The 21,622-nt window shown below is 40.2% G+C and carries 20 protein-coding genes; 3 read left to right on the top strand and 17 right to left on the bottom strand.

The annotated features are described in order from the left end of the window. The first annotated feature begins 15 nt into the window (after positions 1 to 15). Complete coding sequence (gene eco, locus Q4591_RS12640; RefSeq protein WP_102439837.1) at positions 16 to 579, top strand: serine protease inhibitor ecotin; 564 nt, start codon at positions 16 to 18, stop codon at positions 577 to 579. A gap of 112 nt (positions 580 to 691) precedes the next feature. Here eco and Q4591_RS12635 read toward each other — a convergent pair whose 3' ends face one another. From Q4591_RS12635 to pssA, 5 genes are all read right to left on the bottom strand, one after another. Beyond that, the gene (locus Q4591_RS12635; protein ID WP_102439836.1) at positions 692 to 970 is read right to left on the bottom strand and encodes a hypothetical protein; all 279 of its coding nucleotides are present in this window, start codon (positions 968 to 970) and stop codon (positions 692 to 694) included. A 1-nt stretch (position 971) separates the two neighbouring features. Beyond that, entirely contained in the window at positions 972 to 2,978 is a 2,007-nt protein-coding gene (locus tag Q4591_RS12630; protein ID WP_303461282.1) for an ATP-dependent DNA helicase RecQ, read from the bottom strand. A gap of 179 nt (positions 2,979 to 3,157) precedes the next feature. Further along, positions 3,158 to 3,481 (bottom strand): hypothetical protein, encoded by a 324-nt coding sequence (locus Q4591_RS12625; RefSeq protein ID WP_102519894.1) that lies wholly within the window; start codon positions 3,479 to 3,481, stop codon positions 3,158 to 3,160. Between the two features lie 44 nt (positions 3,482 to 3,525). Then, positions 3,526 to 4,296, bottom strand: coding sequence for a tRNA-uridine aminocarboxypropyltransferase (locus Q4591_RS12620; protein ID WP_303461340.1), 771 nt, complete (start codon positions 4,294 to 4,296; stop codon positions 3,526 to 3,528). Positions 4,297 to 4,373: 77 nt separating this feature from the next. Continuing rightward, positions 4,374 to 5,687 (bottom strand): CDP-diacylglycerol--serine O-phosphatidyltransferase, encoded by a 1,314-nt coding sequence (pssA, locus tag Q4591_RS12615; RefSeq protein ID WP_303461279.1) that lies wholly within the window; start codon positions 5,685 to 5,687, stop codon positions 4,374 to 4,376. A 461-nt stretch (positions 5,688 to 6,148) separates the two neighbouring features. Here pssA and dacB point away from each other — a divergent pair, with 461 nt between their 5' ends. Continuing rightward, positions 6,149 to 7,600 carry a D-alanyl-D-alanine carboxypeptidase/D-alanyl-D-alanine-endopeptidase gene (dacB, locus tag Q4591_RS12610; RefSeq protein WP_303461277.1) on the top strand — a complete coding sequence of 484 codons (1,452 nt, stop codon included), beginning with the start codon at positions 6,149 to 6,151 and terminating at the stop codon, positions 7,598 to 7,600. Positions 7,601 to 7,666: 66 nt separating this feature from the next. Here the strand turns inward: dacB and Q4591_RS12605 are convergent, their stop codons facing one another. The 11 genes from Q4591_RS12605 to aroA form a co-directional block, all read right to left on the bottom strand. Continuing rightward, positions 7,667 to 9,424, bottom strand: coding sequence for an acyl-CoA dehydrogenase C-terminal domain-containing protein (locus tag Q4591_RS12605; RefSeq protein WP_303412717.1), 1,758 nt, complete (start codon positions 9,422 to 9,424; stop codon positions 7,667 to 7,669). A 215-nt stretch (positions 9,425 to 9,639) separates the two neighbouring features. Then, a complete protein-coding gene (locus Q4591_RS12600) occupies positions 9,640 to 10,440 on the bottom strand; it encodes a CLCA_X family protein (protein ID WP_102439830.1) in 801 nt (266 codons plus the stop codon). A gap of 112 nt (positions 10,441 to 10,552) precedes the next feature. Next, entirely contained in the window at positions 10,553 to 11,104 is a 552-nt protein-coding gene (locus Q4591_RS12595) for a DUF2058 domain-containing protein (protein WP_102439829.1), read from the bottom strand. Between the two features lie 27 nt (positions 11,105 to 11,131). After that, positions 11,132 to 11,935: an SDR family oxidoreductase gene (locus Q4591_RS12590; protein ID WP_102476828.1), complete on the bottom strand. Its 804-nt coding sequence runs from the start codon at positions 11,933 to 11,935 to the stop codon at positions 11,132 to 11,134. Positions 11,936 to 12,021: 86 nt separating this feature from the next. After that, positions 12,022 to 12,717: an orotidine-5'-phosphate decarboxylase gene (gene pyrF, locus Q4591_RS12585; RefSeq protein ID WP_102519898.1), complete on the bottom strand. Its 696-nt coding sequence runs from the start codon at positions 12,715 to 12,717 to the stop codon at positions 12,022 to 12,024. A 27-nt stretch (positions 12,718 to 12,744) separates the two neighbouring features. Beyond that, positions 12,745 to 13,905 carry a lipopolysaccharide assembly protein LapB gene (lapB, locus tag Q4591_RS12580; RefSeq protein ID WP_102476829.1) on the bottom strand — a complete coding sequence of 387 codons (1,161 nt, stop codon included), beginning with the start codon at positions 13,903 to 13,905 and terminating at the stop codon, positions 12,745 to 12,747. 1 nt (position 13,906) lies between these two features. Further along, positions 13,907 to 14,206 carry a LapA family protein gene (locus Q4591_RS12575; protein ID WP_102439825.1) on the bottom strand — a complete coding sequence of 100 codons (300 nt, stop codon included), beginning with the start codon at positions 14,204 to 14,206 and terminating at the stop codon, positions 13,907 to 13,909. A gap of 122 nt (positions 14,207 to 14,328) precedes the next feature. After that, positions 14,329 to 14,616 carry an integration host factor subunit beta gene (gene ihfB / locus Q4591_RS12570; protein ID WP_076536501.1) on the bottom strand — a complete coding sequence of 96 codons (288 nt, stop codon included), beginning with the start codon at positions 14,614 to 14,616 and terminating at the stop codon, positions 14,329 to 14,331. Positions 14,617 to 14,688: 72 nt separating this feature from the next. Then, positions 14,689 to 16,377, bottom strand: coding sequence for a 30S ribosomal protein S1 (gene rpsA / locus Q4591_RS12565; protein ID WP_277869102.1), 1,689 nt, complete (start codon positions 16,375 to 16,377; stop codon positions 14,689 to 14,691). A 92-nt stretch (positions 16,378 to 16,469) separates the two neighbouring features. Then, the gene (cmk, locus tag Q4591_RS12560) at positions 16,470 to 17,147 is read right to left on the bottom strand and encodes a (d)CMP kinase (RefSeq protein WP_102439823.1); all 678 of its coding nucleotides are present in this window, start codon (positions 17,145 to 17,147) and stop codon (positions 16,470 to 16,472) included. A gap of 175 nt (positions 17,148 to 17,322) precedes the next feature. Beyond that, positions 17,323 to 18,603 carry a 3-phosphoshikimate 1-carboxyvinyltransferase gene (gene aroA, locus Q4591_RS12555; protein WP_102439822.1) on the bottom strand — a complete coding sequence of 427 codons (1,281 nt, stop codon included), beginning with the start codon at positions 18,601 to 18,603 and terminating at the stop codon, positions 17,323 to 17,325. A gap of 423 nt (positions 18,604 to 19,026) precedes the next feature. Here aroA and Q4591_RS12550 point away from each other — a divergent pair, with 423 nt between their 5' ends. Continuing rightward, complete coding sequence (locus tag Q4591_RS12550) at positions 19,027 to 20,217, top strand: amino acid aminotransferase (RefSeq protein WP_303446184.1); 1,191 nt, start codon at positions 19,027 to 19,029, stop codon at positions 20,215 to 20,217. Between the two features lie 109 nt (positions 20,218 to 20,326). Here the strand turns inward: Q4591_RS12550 and serC are convergent, their stop codons facing one another. After that, a complete protein-coding gene (gene serC, locus Q4591_RS12545) occupies positions 20,327 to 21,418 on the bottom strand; it encodes a 3-phosphoserine/phosphohydroxythreonine transaminase (protein ID WP_102439820.1) in 1,092 nt (363 codons plus the stop codon). Positions 21,419 to 21,622: the final 204 nt, after the last annotated feature.

Raw genomic sequence — 21,622 nt, 5'->3', positions numbered from 1 at the left:
CATAAGAGAAACCATATGAAAATTTTACTAAAAAACCAATTAAATAAACTACCTATGGCAACGTTATTAAGCGTATCGGCGACAGTAATAGTACCCGCTTATGCCACTAGCCCTGTGCCTAACCAATTTAGTCAACCCGCAATGATAACCATGCATAAAAATACTCATGAAAATTATCAGCTAATTGACAATATAAAGATGTTTCCAAAGCCAGCGACTAAGCAAGTGCAACATATACTTGAATTAGCACAGCGTGATGATGAGGCGAGTTATAAAATTGAAATTCAAATTGGCCAAAATAAGCTGGTAGATTGTAATCACCATAGACTAAGTGGCAAATTGGTCGAGCAGAATTTATCAGGCTGGGGATATCCGTTTTATAGCGTCGATAGTATAACGGTAGGGCCAAGTACGATGATGATGTGTAATGAACCTAAAACGGCTAAATTTGTGCCAATGGGACAAAGCTTGAGCATCAATTATGATAGCCGTTTACCAAAAATATTTTACCTACCTGAAGATGCAACGTTAAGATACCGTATTTGGCAAGCTAAAGGTGATTACCACTATTCAAATTAATGTGTGGGACCATGGCTAAACAGCGTTATAACAAAGCGTCAGCAGATAACCCAAATAACCATGATGCATCTGCTAACGCTGTTTAATATTTAACTGGATCCAAGGTAATAATTTAACAACGTTTAACCCGAACAACCTGCATAATCTCTACGCTAAATCCAGCCACAGTATGCTCTTCAGGGTAATACACTAAACTCACAAGTTGATCCTGCAAGCTCTTATATTTTTTAGTACGCTTAAATTTAAATGCTACATCGTAACCCGCTAACATCAAGGTATGGTAAACCCACTCTTCTTTTTCACGCTGAGTATGGGAAACAACTTTAACCCCTTCAATATGGTTAAGTTTTTCATGCTTTTTAAGTAATGCATCTACGGCTTTCTTCTTCATATTAACCTGGTCCCATATCTGAGTTATTACCGTTTATGTGATTGATATAATCAACGATGTCTTGATATCGATACTGACTGCAATAACCAAAACCTGACAGTTGCTTTACTTTGTTGCGGGTAAAAATCGGCACACTAATACCCGCTAAAAATTTAGTTTGAACCGCTACAGATATCGGCATAATGCCTTTTGCGTTCATATGAGTGCAAAACTCATTAAGATACTGCTGCAATGACGCTAATTGAGTGATTGGCGCTAATGCCTGTTGCGGCAACAATGCTATCTGCCCACGACAGACACTACAATGACCACAATGACTAGGTGCTTGCTGATCATCAAAATAACGCGCCAACTTAGCAGTAATACACTCAGTTGATTCAAAAAAACTAATGAGCTGATTTAAACGTTTTATCTCTTTGACTTCGTTACTTTGGAAATAATCAGACAAACTTGCAATAAGATTTGGATTACTTAAAGCATTGATATCAACATTAAACACTTGGGTTATTTTTTTGGTTTCTAACTGGATATATTGTTTGTCTGCTAGGTAGTCTAACGCCGCCACTACCCGTTGCCTGTCTGCACCATATTGCTGATATAAGCTATCGAAATCTAGTTGCCCCCATATTTTCTTAAAACGAGTATGCTCAAATATTTGCTGCAGAAACGCTTGGCGCTGGGGATCAAAACTGGCCAGCAACTGCTGTTTATCAATCAAAAATTGATACTTAAACTCAGCAAAATAAGCAAAGCTTGGTTGCACCACGTTGGCTAATTCAAGTTGAACTAACAGGGTTTTTAACGGCAACTGTTTAATGTTACAGCTAGTTGAAATCGCATACTCTTGCATTTCCCAGCGGCCATGTTCAACTTCAGCGCTAATATGTTCTATTAAGTTGGTAATCGCTGAGGGTTCTGGCGTATCGCCATAAACAAAGTTTTCAATGGTATTTAAGCCATCTTTGTTAGCTAGCGTAATACAATGAGATAATTGCCCATCTCGGCCTGCACGGCCGATTTCTTGGCTGTAGTTTTCGATAGATTTCGGTAAATCGTAATGAACCACAAAACGGATATTGCTTTTATCTATTCCCATACCAAAGGCAATTGTGGCAACAATTACGTTGATTTGGCCTTCCATAAATTGCTGTTGGATGCGATTTCTGAGCTCTGAATCAAGTCCTGCATGATAAGCGGTGGCTTGAATATTGTTAGCACTTAAAAAAGCCGCGATATCTTCTGCCGTTTTTTGCAAGGTCACGTAGATAATCCCAGCACCTGTGCATTGCGATACTGTGTTGACTAATTCCGATTGCTTAACGGCTTCAACAACAGGTTTGATACTGATATCTAAATTACTGCGATAAAAACCCGTTTGTACCACTTGCTCAGGCAAAATAGCAAAACGGTTGGCCATATCCAGCTTTACCTTTTCAGTGGCTGTGGCGGTTAATAACAACACTTGGGCAATACTAAATTGCTGCACATAAGATGGGATTTTTAAATAATCAGGCCTGAAGTTATGGCCCCATTCAGAGATACAATGAGCTTCATCAACGACTAATAATGAAATATCAATACTGCTAAGAAACTGCCTAAAACGTTCATTTTTAAAACGCTCAACTGACACCATTAAAATTTTTGTATGCCCGCGGCGAACATCACGCATAACCTGCTGTGTTTGCTCAAAGGTTAAGCTTGAATCTATGCTGGCGGCATTTATTCCCTTAGCATTTAAAAAAGCGATTTGATCTTTCATTAACGCAAGCAATGGCGATACCACTAAGGTGACATTAGCCAGTTGTAAGGCGCTAAATTGATAGCACAGTGATTTACCTGAGCCTGTAGGAAAAATGGCTAAAGAAGATGCTCCTGACAAAATATGTTTAATTACATCAATTTGCCCTTCTCTAAACTGATTAAATCCAAATTGCTGCTCGAGCTTTTGAATTAAATCGGCGTTGTCATGTAGTAATGGCGAAGGACTATCAAACGATGGAGTTTGCATACTGGAGCCTAGATTGATGATTAAAGCGAAGGCAATTATACGCTAACACGAATAAAATTGAAACTCTGAAGCTTATAAAACAATAACTTATAAAATACTTACCCGAGGTGAACACGGCTTTATTCATCAAAAGAATAAACAGTAATATCGGAGCATAAAGTTGAAATAAACAAGGTCGGTTAGCCTTTACGTGATAGGTATTGATTGATTAACAAGGTTAATTTGTCTTCGAAGGCTTCTTGAGCTTGCTCTAAATCATCGCCAAAGCGAACCATAAATTTAGTGGCTTGCTCACGAGATAACATGTTATTGGCTAGACAGTACGCCATTTCATCGAGTTGTTTGTTGTAACGTGGCTCTAAAAACCATTGACATGTTGCAGTATCAAGGCTTGCCAGCATTTGCTGTGCTAAATCACAAAATATTTGTATGTGCTCCATACCATCGGGGCCCAAACAACCGGGCTCTAGACGATATAACACAATCAACTTACTTTCTAACATAGAGTAACACTCGCATCCGCTGCTTTTATGATGGTATTTAAACGCTATTTAGCCGCTGCGTTTAGCATTGCTTGTTCAAACTGCTGAATATAACTTTCAATCGGAATGATATCTTCTTTTAAACGACGATTTCTACCCAGTAACGACGACTCAACAAATAAATTAAACCACGAGCTCAATGCTTTGGAGTTTAATGGCTCGTCAATGGCTTCAAGGGCCAGAGCTGCCACTTCAGCAGTTGATAGCTGAAAATCATGGCTGCCTTTTCTTAATTCGTAATTAGCTAAGGTTTCAGGACTAAAAGAAAACAATGGCAATCTATGTAAATAAGGGCTTTTACGAAACATTTTGATCGCTTGACGCCAGCTACCATCTAATAAAATTAACAGCGGTATTTTACTAGTGGCGGCATTGTCACATTGACTAGGATGACTAACCACCATTTGCCCTTCTTGGGCATACTGCTCAGGAAATATCAGCATTGGCTGATATTTGGGGTCGTTGATCGCTTCAATCATTTGTTTATTGGGCTCAGTACGAGACCATAAATAAGCGCTAGTATTAGGGACTAAATCAGCAATTAAACGGCCACTGTTGGTTGGCTTTAGCACTTCATCATCATACATGACTAGCATGAAGTGGGCTTCAGTATTGATATATTGTCTATGTTGACAGGTACAGAAAATTTCTCCTAATAAACACCACTGGCAGCGAATGAGTTTTTTCCCTCTGGCAGCAAATGGTTTAGTTGAAATAGATTTTCGGTATTGATACAAACGATGAACTGCGTGTTGCTGCTCAGGAGGTAACGCCAACATGGGATTATTCTCGGTTACACGTTATAGTTTATAACGTTCAAAAAAATTCATCACCCAATTGGGTGATGAAGTTACTATAGAATTCTTTTTAGTAAAAGGTCAGCTTTTAAGCGCTTTATCCTGGTCATAATCTTTTTCACAGGAGCCGGATACTTTTGCACGGTTTCAATTTGACTATAATGGAACAGTTTTTCGGTATGCTGCAGAATAAATTCTTGTTCCGCCTCAAAACTTTGCTTCCACACACCACTGTCATCATGCAATAACAAACCATTTTCTAAATCCAACGCCCACGCTCTTGGGTTTAAATTAGAACCAGTGATGAGATGCTTTTTGCCATCAGCACTAATCCCTTTTAAATGATAACTATTGATACCGTCTTTCCATAAGTGGATCCGTAACTGACCGTTTTCAATCGCCCATTGCTGACGTTTTACAAACTTACGTAAGGTTTGTTCGTACATGTAAGGCAATGCACCAATGGTAGAAAAATCTTTCTCTGGTGGGATATAAAAATCATTGGCGGTTTTATCACCCACCACGATATCAATACTCTTTCCATTACGTAAATGACGCGTCAACGCTCTCACTAAAGAGTTTGGTGGGTTAAAATACGGCGTACAGATAAACAGTGACTCGGTTGATTCATCAACCAATTTTATCACCACTTCGTTTAACTTATTCTTCTTGCGGCCTAAGCCTACAAGCGGCGTAACACGATTGCCAATACGGGTACTTTCAAACTGATAATCTGAACGTGATAAGCGAGTTTTAAAGGTGCGCATGTCATTTTTATCAGGGCATTTTTCGTCGCTGCTGTCTTGAGTCAACGGACAAACAGCCGGATCGCTAATTAGATGTTGCTCAATGAACTCACCCATACTGCGAGCAAGCTCAGCAGATTCCAGCACATGATAACGATCAAAACGGTACTTATCGTTTTGTTTAAAGTAAATGTTATTAATGCTAGCGCCGCTGAATATTACTGCATCATCAATGATGAAGCCTTTAAGGTGTAATACCCCTAAAAACTCGCGAGACTTAACTGGTACACCTAAGATGTCAAAAGGTGCCTTCGCAGCAGCCATGGCTTTGCGGTACATGATGTAATTACCACTATCACCTTTATGGCCAATTAGGCCACGCCTAGCTCTATGGTAGTCCACTAGGACAACTATTTTTAACTCTGGGTTAGCAGCTTTAGCTGCAAGTAACGCCTCAAGAACTTCTCGGCCCGCTTCATCATCTTCTAAATAAAGCGCAGCAATATATATCACATTCGTAGCATTCACGATGCGAGTTAACAATTCTTGTTTAAATTGAACCGGGGTTAATAACCACTTTAACGATTCATTTTGTAATGCGATACCACCAAGCTTATCCAGCAAGGCAACCTCCTTGAACTTAAACAGTTAAATGCTATTAACGTCGATATAAATTGACTAGGTAAGTATTTATCGTTTGTTTCTAATTTTGAATAATAAATACTGTCACTTTAAAATTTATACTTTGTCATCGTTTTAACTGAATAACAAAAAATATTAGGAGATAGAAATTACCGACTTAGCGGCTTATGAGCAAGGCTTTTCTGATGTTATAGCCCTATTTGATGGGTTTATGAGGCTCAAGTGAACGATTTTGGATCAAACTTTTAAAGTGATTGTTAAGGCCTGTGGAAAAAACAACCTACGCTATCTTGTTTGAATAAATAAAAACCAATCATGTTGAGCAAAAAACAAACACAAAAACTGACGCTAAGGTCTAACATCAATTTTTATCGCTTCATCACTGTAATAATCCGTTAGATCACGTATTTTAGAGAGACTCAAACTTTTACTACTGGCTAGTTATGTATTTACTAATACGTATATTAATTGTTTCTTTATTTAGCTTACCTGTGTGGGCCGATGAATACTTAGCCAATGTGATGCAACATATTGCGCCTCCTCAATCACAACTGGCTATAAACATATGGGATATTGAAAAAAACAGCAGTGTTTACAGCATTAATGAGCAGACATTAATGCAACCCGCGAGCATCCAAAAGCTACTTACTGCCGTTGCAGCTACAAAGCAATTAGGTACTGATTTTTATTATGAAACCCAAGTATATATTGATGGAGTTGTAGTACAGCAGCAACTCAATGGTGATGTGTATATTAAATTTAGTGGTGATCCTAGCTTTACTCGTGAACAACTAAAACAACTACTCACCACACTTAAAACTAAGGATATACAACATATAAATGGCAATGTGATCTTAGTATCACCGACCAGTGAAAGTCTTAGAGCACCTGGCTGGGTATGGGATGACCTCGGTATTTGTTACGCAGCGCCAGTGTCCGATTTTATTATTGATAAAAACTGTGTCAGAGCAAGCCTAAGTCCACTAACAGATAACGCATCTGAAATCATAATAGATGCACAATACCCAGTTGAAATCAGCACCAAGGCGGTTTTTAAACCTAATATAGACGTTACTCAAGCTAAGGCGCAATTTTGCGAGTTACACATGCAACGCTTTGACGGCAATCACTATCGAATTTCAGGTTGTTACCTAGGCAATCAAACTATAAGTTTAGCCGTTGCTGTTAATGATCCGTCTCGCTATGCCAAAGATGTGATCAAAGCCATACTCAATGACAAGCAAGTCAATTACGCTAATTTGATCATAAGTAAGCAAAGCATCCCGCCTAGCGCGCAGTTGTTAGCCACGCATCAGTCTGAAAAGTTACCCAAATTATTAAAGATCATGCTGGAAAAGTCAGATAATTTAATTGCCGATAGCTTATTAAAAAAAATTGGCCAAGATTTTTACCGGCAAACGTTTAACAGCGATAACATAGAGGGTCTTGATATTAACGGCTTTACTATGGGCGCTAAAGCATTACAATCGATTTTAATCGAATTGAACTTACCATTTAATGATGCCAATCTCGTTGATGGCTCAGGCTTGTCTCGTTATAACTTACTGACTTCAGCACAAATGTTATCTGTGCTGCAACTCATCGACAGCGATACACGTTTTCAATACCTAACTGAGTTTTTACCTATATCTGGTAAAAGCGGCACCTTAAAATACCAACAACATTTCAATAAACCGCCTTTGAAAGCGGCAATATCAGCAAAAACAGGCACCATGCTAGGGGTTGAAAACTTAGCGGGATTTATTCAGGCAAAAAATGGTAAACACTATGCCTTTGTGATTATAGAAAATGGACTCACTCCTGATGCAAAACAAACAAGACTAGCCCCTTTTAGCGCGCTATTACTGCGAAGATTATATGATTTACAGCCATAAAAAAGCGCATTGTAAACTATGCGCTTTAACTCTCTTTCTCAAGCAGAAAATTGAACCAATTGGTGTTTAAAATAACTCTGCTGGCATAGCCATTATTGCATCATCACCTTGACTGACTTGAGCAATATGAAAATCTGCTTTTGGCAAAATTTTATCCATATAGAATTTAGCCACATAACGCTTTTGCTCACTAAAGCTGCTGTCATCATGACCAACTGCACGCTCTGCCATGAGTAATGAGTAATAGCCATATAGGATATAACCAAAGGCATCTAAGAAATCTACCGCACTGGCGTTGATTAATGCTGCTTGAGTAAGCTTGTTGTCATTGATGTAGTTTGCTAATGTCAGCAAATTATCAAAGCGTGAACTGATAGCTTTTCTGTCAGCTTCAGAAACATGCTCAAAGCCCGCTAAATCAGCATTGATATCTGCCACAAACGCATTCAAAGTAGCAAGGTTATCACCAGTGACTTTACGGCCTAAGAAATCAATTGCTTGGATACCGTTCGTACCTTCATAAATTTGTGCAATACGGGTATCACGCACAAACTGCTCAATACCAGTTTCACGAATATAACCATGCCCACCAAATACTTGTTGCGCCATGATAGTGGCGTCTAATCCGCGGTCAGTTAGAAACGCTTTTGAAACCGGTGTCAGTAAGCCCACATACTTGGCTGCTTTTGCCTGAACATCACCTTCAGCATGCTTTGCTAAATCCAATTGTTTACCGGTAAATACTGATAACGCACGGCCAGCATCGGTAACCGACTTGATGGTTAATAACATGCGGCGCACATCGCCATGAACAATAATGGGGTCAGCCGCACTGCCTGTTGGCGAACCACCTGCTGCAATACCTTGCACACGTTCTTTAGCATAATCAGCAGCCATCTGATAAGCGCCTTGAGCACTACCAAGGCCTTGGATACCAATAGCTAAACGTTCGTAGTTCATCATGGTAAACATGCAAACCAGGCCGCGATCAGGACGTCCAACGAGGAAGCCTTTGGCACCATCATAGTTCATTACACACGTCGCTGATGCTTTTAAGCCCATTTTGTGTTCAATAGAGCCGACCGTCACACCATTAGCCCCACCTAAGCTACCATCATCGTTAACCGTGATTTTTGGTACTAGAAATAATGAAATACCTTTAGAGTTAGGAAGTTTCGCTAACACTAAGTGGATAACGTTTTCAGTAAGATCATGGTCACCACCTGTGATGAAAATTTTGCTACCAGTAATCGAGTAACTACCATCATCTTGTGGTTCGGCTTTGGTGCGAATATTGCGTAAATCAGAACCTGCTTGCGGCTCTGTCATGTCCATGGCACCAGACCACTGACCTGAATACAAGTTAGGTAAATATTTAGCTTTTAATTCATCTGTCGCGTGTGCATTAATACACAGCGCAGCACCAGCAGTTAATGAGCTATACAGGGTAAATGAGTTACATGCGCTGTAATTCATTTCATCAACCAAAACACCTAACATTTTTGGCATTCCCATGCCACCAAAATCAGGTTCGCCACATAAACCTACCCAACCGCCTTCTGAAAACTGCTGGTAAACTTCTTTAAAGCCATCTGGTGTGATGACCTTATCATCTTGGTGCCTAACCCCTTGCTCATCACCACTTCTATTTATAGGATGAATCAAATCACGACTAATCTTGCTTGCTTCATCTAAAATAGCAACAGCAGTGTCCATATCAACCATCTCAGCGATATTTGGCATCGACTGCCAAGTATTCGTCGCATCGAATACGTTTTCTAACAAAAACTGCATGTCCTTTAAAGGGGCTTGGTAAGGGTTCATAGAATGCTCTTAAACAGATAATTAAAACAGTTGTTTCAATTTATACAAAAACCGCACTAAATACAAGATGAATCTAGTATTGTTATTGATTAATTTCTAGTGATAGAACAAACATAAAAGCATATTAAATACTGATAAATAAGTAACTTAGTATAAAGAACGCCTACAAAGAGTACAATTTATAGGCAAAGATTTGGATCTTACAAATAAGCGATTTAATTATTAAGCTTGCGCTCAAAGGCTGCGCCTAATAAAGCAAAATAATCGATCATCGCTGAGAATATTTGCGATCTGTGCTGCGCTGCTGGATACATCAATTGTGTCGCCAAATCCTTTTTTAATGTACCAGAGACTAAGTAATTGTTTTGTATATCACTACAAGCTTCAATCGCCGATTCAAATGCCCGTGCCATCAGTTCTGTGGGCTTAGAAAAATAATAATAGCCTTGCTGCTTATCAAGTTTGATTGCATTAGTGACATACTCACTGGGCTGTTCGCCATCATCAGACAACAACACCACTTTAAACAAAGCAGATAAATTGTCATTAAGCTTATGAGACTTTAATAGTGAATCATTTAGCCACAAGTCACTGGCGCATTGATATTTTTTAAATGAAAACCGGGGTGATACATCAAAAGCCTTATCGACAATATAATGATCAAATGCATGCCAAAACTCATGGGCTAAAGCCCCCGCGCCCGCATTTTTAGCAAGAGCTAACTCGCGAGTTAGCGGAGAATAATGGGCCTGCACACCTTTTTGACCACCACGACCGAATAACAAATTTAGCGTTTTACGAAGGCCAATAAGCTCTGTGGGTACTTGCAGTATTTGCGATAAATCTGCCATTGAATCAAATACTAAATTAGCGGCAAGATCAGATTCTTCTTTGGTTACCCATTTACCCACACTGATATGATTGAGGCCAAAACACTGTTTGATATCAATAAAATTAGCTTGTTCACCAGAGCGGTAATCGGCTCCATTACGAAAATAGCGGGCTGTTTTTAACAAACATCACCTCAAAATTTATTCTACAGCTATGTAAATATCTGCAATAAAAAATGCCTCTTCATGAGGCATTTATTTCTGTTTTATCCCAAGCATTAGCTTGGGTTAAAAAACCTTACCACATTAAATCATCAGGAATAGCGTAATCAGCATAAGGATCGTTTTCTTCACTGGCCTGTTCAACTTGATTATCAGCAGATTCTTGCCATAAATACCCACACCACTCAGGTACCAACAAGTTAACTCGTTCAGCAAGTTTATGGGGCACAATATAACTTTTGTCTTCAAAACGCACGATACCAACAACACCCGTTTGTAATTGGCCTTGTAGTTTTTCATCCACATAAACAGATAAAATTTTATTCTCAACTGTAAAGTTAAATTTTATCTCGCCGCCTGCAGGTGCTTTAATCGCAAACTTAGTAAATTCAGTGATTAAACCACGTACCTGACCTTTTTCTGACGCTTCAGCAAAGCGCTGCTCGTTTAAGGCTTTGTCCTTCGCTGCTTGTTCAAGTTTTTGCTGGGCAATTTGTTGCTTTAACGCTGCACTGCCATCATCAATTTTCGCTTTCTTTTGTTTACGCTTTTGTGTTTTCACATCGCGCGCTTTTTGCTTACTGGCAAGTCCTGCTTTTAGCAGCTGCTCTTGTAATGCGTTTGCCATTTAAATCACCTATAAAAATTGTTCATATTACTGTGGTAAATGTTTTGCTAATGCATCCATTGCAGCGCCTGCGCCACCTAAAGACCAACCGCCATCGACGGGCAAAATGGTGCCTGTGATGTAGCTGGCCATGTCAGAAGCTAAAAATAACGCTGCATTGGCAATATCTTGTTTTTGACCATTGCGCTTTAATGGCACACTGTCTGCTATCATTGATTTTAAAGCTTTACTGGGCGCTAAGCGATCAAAACCTTCTGTCTCTTCGATTGGGCCAGGTACAATCGAGTTTACCCGTATCCCTTCAACGCCCCACTCCATTGCTAAAGTGCGAGTTAACATATCAACGCCGGCTTTAGCAGCGCATACGTGCACTTGCAAAGCCATTGGCACGTAAGCCTGAGGTGCAGAGATTTGTATCACGCTCGCATTGCCTTTAGTCAACAAAGGGTAAGCTTGCTTAATGACTTGAAAGCTACCTAATAAATCAATATCCATCACTGATTTAAAACCATTAACGGAGAGATCTTTTGCCCTTGAAGGGAAATTACCCGCAGCGCCGCTGATGAGTATATCAATAGTGTTATATTGATCAGCGATGCTATTGAAACCAGATGCAACTGCGTCTGAATCTCTGACATCAAAACTGACCCCAATATGCTTACCTTTGGGATTGGTTTGCTGCAGTAAAGCTAGCGCAGTATTGACTTTATCCATGTTACGACTGGCAACAGCCACATTGGCCCCCGCTTTTGCAAAAGCACACGCTATACCTAAATTGATACCACTGGTGCCACCTACAACAACGACATTCTTTCCTTGATAATTAAACATTTTATGCTCCTGCATGTGTGTTATTAATCAGTTTAAAAGTTGCGCTGCTATAGGCTAGTGCTGGCGAAAATGTTCGCTATTAACTGCTATTTAAGCGAGTTAACGATTGCCTGTAACGACGCTAATGGATCTGTCGCTTTAGTAATGGGTCTACCGATTACTAAATAATCTGAACCAGCCGCAATTGCTTTTGGTGGCGTCATAACACGGTGCTGATCACCAACATCAGCGCCAACGGGGCGAATGCCGGGAGTGACTAAATTAAAGGCTCCGCCAAATGTTTGTTTTAGCATAGTTGCTTCTTGAGCTGAGCACACTACACCATCTAGGCCTGCTTGCTGTGTTAACGCTGCTAGGCGTTTAACATGTTCTGAAGCTGGCACATTGATCCCTAATAGCGCGAGGTCTTCATCACTCATAGAAGTCAGCACTGTCACGGCGATTAATAATGGCGCATCTTTACCATAATTCCCTAATGCCGTTTTAGCAGCTTGCATCATGGCTAAACCGCCGCTTGCATGGACATTGGTCATCCAAACACCGAGATCGGCAGCTGCTGATACCGCTTTAGCCACAGTGTTAGGGATATCATGGAATTTTAAATCAAGAAATAAATCAAAATCACGGTCATGGATATCTTTAACCAGTTGTGGGCCGAATAAAGTAAACATCTCTTTGCCTACTTTTAAACGACACATAGTAGGATCAAGTTTATCGATTAAAGCAAGCGCCTCATTTTTATTGTCATAATCTAAGGCCACTACAATCGGTTTATCTGCCATGTTCACTCCAGTAATATAAAAAATCAGTTATTCGCCATCTAGCCCTTTTACGCGTTTTATACTTCCCCACTCTTTACATGATGGACAATGCCAGTAAAGGCTGTGTGCAGGGAAACCGCATGAGCTACAACGATAACTAGGACGAAATTTAATTTGTTGTTCTACTAACTTTTCAAGCATTGAAAGACTTTGTTTCGCTTGGCCATCTTCAGCTTGCTTGATATGCAATTGCATTAAATGTTGGAAACCTTTCATTGTTGGATGTCGATACAAATGATCGAGCACCATTTTTTCGGCATTTTCACTAAAGCCTTGCTGAATTTTATGCTGAGCTAACGCAATAATTACTGACGCGCTAGCGCCTTCTTGTAAAGCTTGCTGAAGCAAGGTTTGGTAACCTTCAAGATCGTTACTGTCGCGGTAGACTTGCTTAGCAATACCAATGGCATCAGCAAATAACTCTATATCGGCAAGTTTTAACTCGACTAAGCTTTTTTTACATAGGCTTACTTGGTTAGCATCAAGATATATCTTCGCTAGCGTTAACCAAGCACGGCCACATTTATCATCTAATTTAATGGCTTGTTGGAGATATTTGATTTTTTCAGCGTTTCCAGATTCTTCATCAGCGAGTTGACAATAAAAATGAGCGGTTACATGTTTTAAAACTTGCTGGCGTTTGCGACTTAGGCGTTTAGTAATATTAATGGCGTTTTGCCATTCTTTAGTGACTTGATAAATTGATATTAATGCAGTTTCAGCTTCTTCGCTGTGATCATCTTGACTAACAAGATTAATAAAGATTTCTTCAGCTCTATCGTAAAAGCCGGCGGCTAAATAGTCTTTACCTAACTCCATCATGGCAATATCGCGTTGCTCTGTGGTCAGGCTTGGTCTAGCGATGAGGTTTTGATGTATTCTAATGGAGCGGTCTACTTCACCGCGCTTTCTAAATAATGAACCTAAAGATAAATGGGTATCTATGGTTTCATCGTCAACATCTAGCATGGTAATGAACAAATCAACCGCTTTATCTGATTCATTAGACAACAAAAAATTAAGCCCTGTAAAATAATCACGGCTTAGTTTTTTACTTTGTTGTTTTTGATTCTGTCTTATACTTCTTCGACCCATATACCAGCCATAGCCGGCCGCGATAGGTAATAACAGAAAGAGGATTTCAAGCATATTACGCTACAGTATCCTGTGACATTGGTTGAGATTGTTGTTCTAACAGTTGCTCTGTTAATTGGGCAATTTGCTTTTTGTTTTTTCTTAATATGATTTTGAATTTTAAAATATAATAAGCAGCAAATAACCAGCTTATGACAAAACCACTGAAAAAAACAACAGCGAGTACGACGGGTAAACGATACTGACCTTCTGCAATAAAATAACTTACAGTGACAATTTGTTCATTCTTAGCACCAAAAAGTAAAGCTAGGACAAAGAATAAACCAACAATAACAATGGCAATAAATGATTTCACGTGAGTCTCCATTCAACGTCGCAATATAATTGATTATCCAAGATATTTGCTAAAGTAACCAGCTTTGCAGTGCAATAGATACAAAAAAGCCTCCAAAAGGAGGCTTTTTAATCAAGCGTTAATTAAACATTAACCGCATCGACACGTTCACGCAGTTCTTTGCCTGGCTTAAAGTGCGGTACATATTTGCCTTCCAAGTCAACTGAGGTTCCAGTTTTTGGATTACGACCAACACGTGGTGCACGATAATGAAGAGAAAAACTACCAAAGCCACGGATTTCAATACGATCCCCGCCTTCTAATGTTGTTGCCATTTGCTCCAACATTTCTTTAATAGCACTTTCCACTTCTTTAGCCGACAACTGCGACTGCCCAGTGGCAAGCTTTTCGATCAGTTCGGATTTAGTCATCCTTTACCCTCTATAATCAAGCCAAAACAGTCGCCTAATGGGGAGCGAACTCCCCAAACAACAGGCGATATATTACTTACGAGCTGCCTTGAACGCTTCAGCCATTGCATTACTAATAACAGCATCTTCTTGCTTGTTAATAGTTGCCATAGCTTCTTTCTCATCTGCTTCATCTTTCGCTTTGATAGATAAGCTGATAGAACGATTCTTGCGATCTACGCCCATGAACTTAGATTCAACTTTGTCACCTACAGCGAATACTGTAGATGCGTCTTCGATACGCTCGCGAGAGATATCTGCAACGCGAAGGTAACCTTCAACAGTTTCAGCTAGTTCAATTGTAACGCCTTTAGCGTCAACAGCAGTAACTACACCATTTACAATAGTACCTTTCTTCTTATCTGCCAAGTAGGCATTGAAAGGATCGTCTTCAGTTTGCTTAACGCCTAAGCTGATACGCTCGCGCTCAGGGTCAACTGAAAGTACTACTGCATGGATTTCGTCGCCTTTCTTGTACTCAGAAACAGCGTCTTCGCCAGTTCCGTTCCAAGAAATGTCAGAAAGGTGAACAAGACCATCGATGCCACCGTCAAGACCAATGAAGATACCGAAGTCAGTGATAGACTTGATCTTACCAGAAACTTTATCGCCCTTGTTGAAACGAGTAGCGAAATCATCCCATGGATTAGTCTTACATTGCTTAAGACCTAGAGAAATACGACGACGTTCTTCATCGATGTCTAATACTAGAACTTCAACTTCATCACCTAAGTTAACAACTTTAGATGGGTGAATGTTCTTATTAGTCCAATCCATTTCAGAAACGTGAACAAGACCTTCAACGCCTTCTTCGATTTCAACGAAACAACCGTAGTCAGTTAGGTTAGTTACGCGACCAGTTAAGCGTGTGCTTTCTGGGTAGCGCTTGCTGATTTCTAACCATGGATCTTCGCCAAGTTGCTTAAGACCTAGTGATACGCGTGTACGCTCACGGTCATACTTAAGAACTTTAACGTTGATTTCGTCACCAACATTAACGATTTCAGATGGGTGCTTAACGCGCTTCCAAGCCATATCAGTGATATGTAGAAGACCGTCAACGCCACCTAAGTCTACGAATGCACCGTAGTCAGTAAGGTTCTTAACGATACCTTTAACTGCTTGACCTTCTTGAAGGTTCTCAAGAAGAGCATCACGCTCGGCACTGCTTTCTGATTCGATAACAGCACGACGTGAAACAACAACGTTGTTACGCTTCTGGTCAAGTTTGATAACTTTGAATTCTAATTCTTTGTACTCTAGGTGAGCAGTATCGCGAACTGGGCGAACGTCTACTAGAGAACCTGGTAAGAAGGCACGGATACCGTTTAATTCAACAGTGAAACCACCTTTAACTTTACCATTGATGATACCGATTACAGTTTCAGCATCTTCATACGCTTTTTCTAGAACAATCCAAGCTTCGTGACGCTTAGCTTTTTCACGAGATAATTGAGTTTCACCGAAACCGTCTTCAACAGAGTCAAGTGCAACATCAACTTCATCGCCAACAGCGATTTCTAAAACACCTTGAGCGTTTTTAAATTCGTCAGCAGAGATAGGGCTTTCAGACTTAAGACCAGCGTCAACAAGTACAGTACCGTTTTCGATGCGTACTACTACGCCACGTACGATAGAACCAGGACGGAACTCAAGTTCATTTAGGGATTGTTCAAATAGATCAGCAAAAGATTCAGTCATTTTATGATTACTTTCTTTTATAAACCACCATCCATCCTAGATGTGGAGTCAATTAATTGATTTACATCTTCCGTGATATAAATGTTGTTTGATAAATTCTCAGAATTAAGAAATTACCTTAAGTTTTTATTGATGTGTTCAAGCACAAGCTCAAGCACTTCATTAATACCTATGCCACTAGTATCAATAACTAGCGCGTCATCTGCAGGCACTAAAGGTGAGACAGAGCGATTAATATCGCGCTCATCACGCTCAATGATTTCAGATAAAAGGCGATCGATATTAACATCGAAGCCTTTGTCCTGCAACTGTTTATAGCGTCGCTGCGCCCTTTCCTCTGCGGATGCAGTTAGGAATATTTTTGCGGGTGCGTTAGGAAAAACCACTGTTCCCATGTCACGCCCATCGGCGACTAAACCCGGTTCAGTACAAAAAGCGCGTTGTCGTCTCAGTAATGCTTCTCTTACGCGAGGTAAAGCAGCGATTTTAGATGCTGCATTACCACATTCTTGAGTACGAATACTGGTTGAAACGTCTTCACCTTCTAAAATGACTTTTACAAGGTCACTGCCCGCTAAGAACTGCACGTCTAAATGAGAAGCAAGTAAGGTGATCGCCTCTTCATTTTCTAATTCAACATCGTGATGAATGGCTGCAAGGGCTAAAACACGATAGATAGCGCCGCTATCTAGTAAGTGCCATTCAAGTCGCTCAGCGACGAGTTGGCATATGGTCCCTTTTCCTGCACCGCTTGGTCCGTCGATTGTGACTACTGGAGCACGTTCAGACATAAATTCCTCCGAAAAAAACAATCTTCCATGAATATAAAAAGGTTCATCAAAATGAGCGGGCGGCATTGTACAACAATTTACAGCAAAATACTGGAGAAAATTTACGATATTCAATCAAGATCAAATGACGGCAGTATATTGACTGCCGTCATATTTAAGACTTAAACCAAGCGCTTTACTCACCGATACGTGCAAATTCAGTAAAATAGGCTGGGAAGGTTTTAGAGGTGCAATCTGGATCATTAATGGTAATACCGCAATCAGCAAAAGCCAGCATTGAAAAACACATCGCCATTCGGTGATCGTTGTAAGTGTCAATTGCTGCTGTATTTAAAACAGCTGGTGGCGTAACGGTAATATAGTCATGACCCTCGTCAACGGTTGCACCGACTTTACGTAATTCAGTGGCCATTGCTGCAAGACGATCGGTTTCTTTAATGCGCCAGTTGTAAATGTTTGTGATACGTGTGGTGCCTTCGGCAAATAATGCCGCAGTTGCAATGGTCATTGCCGCATCTGGAATGTGATTCATGTCTAAATCAACCGCGGTTAATTTTGCTTGGCGCGCGATAATAAAATCGTCGCCCCACTCGATGTCTGCGCCCATTTTTTCGAGTACATCAGCAAATTTAACATCGCCTTGAATACTGAGTTTACCGACACCGGTCACTTTGACTTCACCGCCTTGAATTGCGCCAGCAGCAAGAAAGTATGAAGCAGAGGATGCATCGCCTTCAACTAGCACTTTACCTGGGGAAACATATTTCTGACCTGTAGGTATTTCAAAACGGCGGTAGTCATGATTGATCACTTCAACACCAAAACGGGCCATTAGTGCGATAGTGATATCAATATATGGTTTAGACACTAACTCACCTTTAATGGTGATATTAACCGTGTCTTTGGTTAATGGCGCTACCATTAACAAAGCTGTGAGGAACTGACTGGATAAATCCCCCGCTATCTCAACATCACCGCCATTTAAACCATTGGCATTAATCGTCAGCGGTGGAAAACCATCATTTTTAAGATAGCTCACTTCAGCACCGAGTTGACGTAGTGCATCAACAAGATCGCCAATAGGACGCTCTTCCATACGTGGTTCGCCCGTTAAGGTGAACTCGCCACTGCCCAGTGTCAATGCCGCGCATAAAGGCCGCATTGCTGTCCCCGCATTACCTAAAAATAAGCTTTGCGCTTGTTCCGCCGTAATAGGCTTACCTAAGCCTTGTAGCTCACATACGGTGTTATTTTCAGATAATTGGTAATCAACGCCTAATTGCTTTAATGATGCCAACATATAGCGAATATCATCTGAATCAAGCAGATTTGTTAGCGTGGTTCTGCCTTCGGCTAAGGTTGCTAATAACAGCGCTCTATTCGAAATACTCTTAGAGCCAGGAATATTGACAACGCCATTTACTTTTTGGATCGGATCAAGACGCAATTGTTTCATTACAAGTTCTTCTTAAATGTCTTCTCCCTGCTACGGAAGAATAAATGTGTATGGGCTAAAGAGAAAATGACGTCTTTGTCAATTTATCTATACGAATTAGATGGTATAAACTTAATAAATTATTCTTGAATACAAATTTACTGATTGCAGCCAATGATTCAAGGGATAACTGAAATTAAATGACAGTTTTACGCTGAACTTGAATTATTTGCGTAAAAAAAGCGCAACTCGGCCATTTATATGACCCAAACAGCCAACTTCATTAAGCAAATAAATGACTTTATTGGTAAAAGTGTAAACTTTAAACTAAGTAAAATCTTTATTTTAAGTAGTTTCTAGAAATAGCCATTTCAATCAGTATTTAAACCACGTTATGCTAAACAAAACCCTACTTTTATTTTTAATACTATAAGGTCAATGGCCATGTTTAACGCGTTAACTGCAATGCCTGCAGATCCCATTCTTGGTTTACTTACTCAGTACCGCCAAGACACTCACCCACAGAAGATTGACCTCGGGGTTGGTGTTTACAAAGACCCAATCGGCAATACGCCTATTCTTGATTGTGTAAAGACAGCAGAGCGACTGCGCACTGAGTCTGAAACGACTAAGGTTTATATTGGCCCTACTGGTTCTCCTCAGTTTAATACTTTGATGACAGAACTAGCATTTGGCGAAGCTCACAGTGCATTAATTGCTGACCGTATCCGAACGGTATCAACGCCTGGTGGCACCGGTGCCCTGCGCGTTGCTGCTGAATTTATTAAAAACTGTAATCCTAATGCCGTGTTATGGGTGAGCGATCCAACCTGGGCTAACCATACTGGCTTATTTGAAGCCGCTGGCATCACTGTAAAAACTTACCCATATTATGATTACGATGCGAAAACTCTAAAATTTGATGAAATGAAAGCGGCATTAAATAAGATCGGTAGTAACGATGTGGTACTACTACATGCATGTTGTCATAACCCAAGCGGCATGGATTTAACCAATGCCCAGTGGGATGAAGTCATCAGCATTACCGCTAAGCAAGGTTTTACCCCATTAATTGATATGGCATATCAAGGGTTTGGTGATGGCGTTGATGAAGATGCTTACGGCGTTCGTCAAATGGCCGCTCAAGTTGAAGAAATGATCTTATGTAGTTCATGTTCTAAAAACTTTGGTTTATACCGTGAACGAATTGGTGCTTGTAGCATTATGGCTAAAGATAGTACTAAGGCGAATATTGCTTTTTCTGTACTCTTGTATGTAGTGCGTTGTATTTACTCAATGCCGCCAGCTCATGGCGCTGCCCTTGTTGAAACCATTTTAGGTGACGCACAATTAAAGCAGCAATGGTTAGATGAGTTAACCGTTATGCGCAACCGCATTAATGGCAATCGACAAATGTTGGTCAACAAATTAATAGAACAAGGGGTTAAACAAGATTTCAGCTTTATTGCTAACCAAAAAGGCATGTTCTCTTTCTTAGGGATTAATGCTGAGCAAGTTGAAACCCTTAAAAAAGAACATAGCATTTATATGGTCGGCTCAAGCCGTATGAGTATTGCGGGTATAAGCGAAACAAATGTTGATTACCTTGCAAAATCAATCGCAATAATTCTTTAACTATCTGGTTGTAAGCCAATAATTGCGTTTAAAAAAGCGAATAATGACTGCTCATTATTCGCTTTTTATTCTGTAGAACTAAAGCTCAACAATGTAACTTGGTATCACTTTAGCTATGCTGCTTAGCAAAAGCTTGCATAAAGTCAACCAGCGCCTGCACACCCGCTAACGGCATAGCATTGTAAATACTGGCACGCATGCCGCCTACTACTCTATGACCTTTTAAGGCGACCAAGCCTGCTTGCTCAGCTTGGGCTAAAAACTCACTATCTAAGCTACTATCGCTTAATTGGAATGTCACATTCATCCGTGAACGGTTTTGCTTACAAACACCGTTGGTATAAAACGGGTTGTTATCAATACAGTCATACAGCATTTGCGCTTTTTGCTGATTTAATGCTTCCATTGCAGCTACGCCGCCTACTGATGTTAACCAGTCAAACACTTCGGCAGCTAAGTACCAGGCGAACGTGGGTGGCGTATTGAACATCGAGTCATTGGCTTGTGCGATACGGTAATCCATAATCGATGACTGCGGCAAACTGGGTAGCTGCAACATATCATCTCTGACAATCACGATAGACAAGCCTGAAGGGCCGATATTTTTTTGAGCGCCAGCGTAAATCAAACCATACTTACTGACATCGATTTTTCGCGACATAATGGTTGAAGACAAATCAACCACGACTGGCCAAGGACACTCAATTTCATCAAAAATTTCGATGCCATCAACGGTTTCATTGGCGCAAAAGTGCAAATAACGATAATCGTCACTATGCGCGCTAAAGTCAGGCAGCACCACCTGATTTAAACCATCGATATTTTCAATGATATTGACTTGATCAATGTTGTTTTCACCAACCAGTTTTATCGCTTCTTTTACCGCAGCCGTTGACCATTGGCCATTAACTAAATACAAGGCTTTACCGTTGTCACCTAAGAAATTATTAACAACATTGGTAAATTGACCTCGTCCGCCGCCATGCATAAACAAAACGTGATAGTTTTTTGGAATATCCATCAAGGTACGTAAGGTTTTCTCGGCATGTTGGGTTAACGCCATAAACTCTTTACTACGATGACTAATTTCCATTACGGACACACCCAAGCCATTCCAGTTAATTAATTCTTGCTGCGCTTTTTGCATCACAGCTTGAGGTAACATGGCAGGTCCAGCACAGAAATTATAAATAGCGCTCACAGCATTGTCCTTATATCGTTTTTAGTTAACACATTCATAATGTATCGAATTCTCAGCAGTATATCGCAACTGTTTGGCAGCTAAAATGAAAATTAATCATCAATGCTGATTCTGTCGAGCTTTATTGCTAGTTAATGACAATAAACGACAACGCTATTTTAAAAACTAAGTGCTATTTATCACTAGTAAAGTGAGAAAAATTAC

Origin of the sequence: Shewanella sp. 3_MG-2023, from assembly GCF_030548765.1 — a bacterium.
Lineage (GTDB): Bacteria > Pseudomonadota > Gammaproteobacteria > Enterobacterales > Shewanellaceae > Shewanella.
The sequence above is the reverse complement of the archived record's forward strand: the minus strand, read 5'-3'. Positions and strand labels throughout refer to the sequence as shown.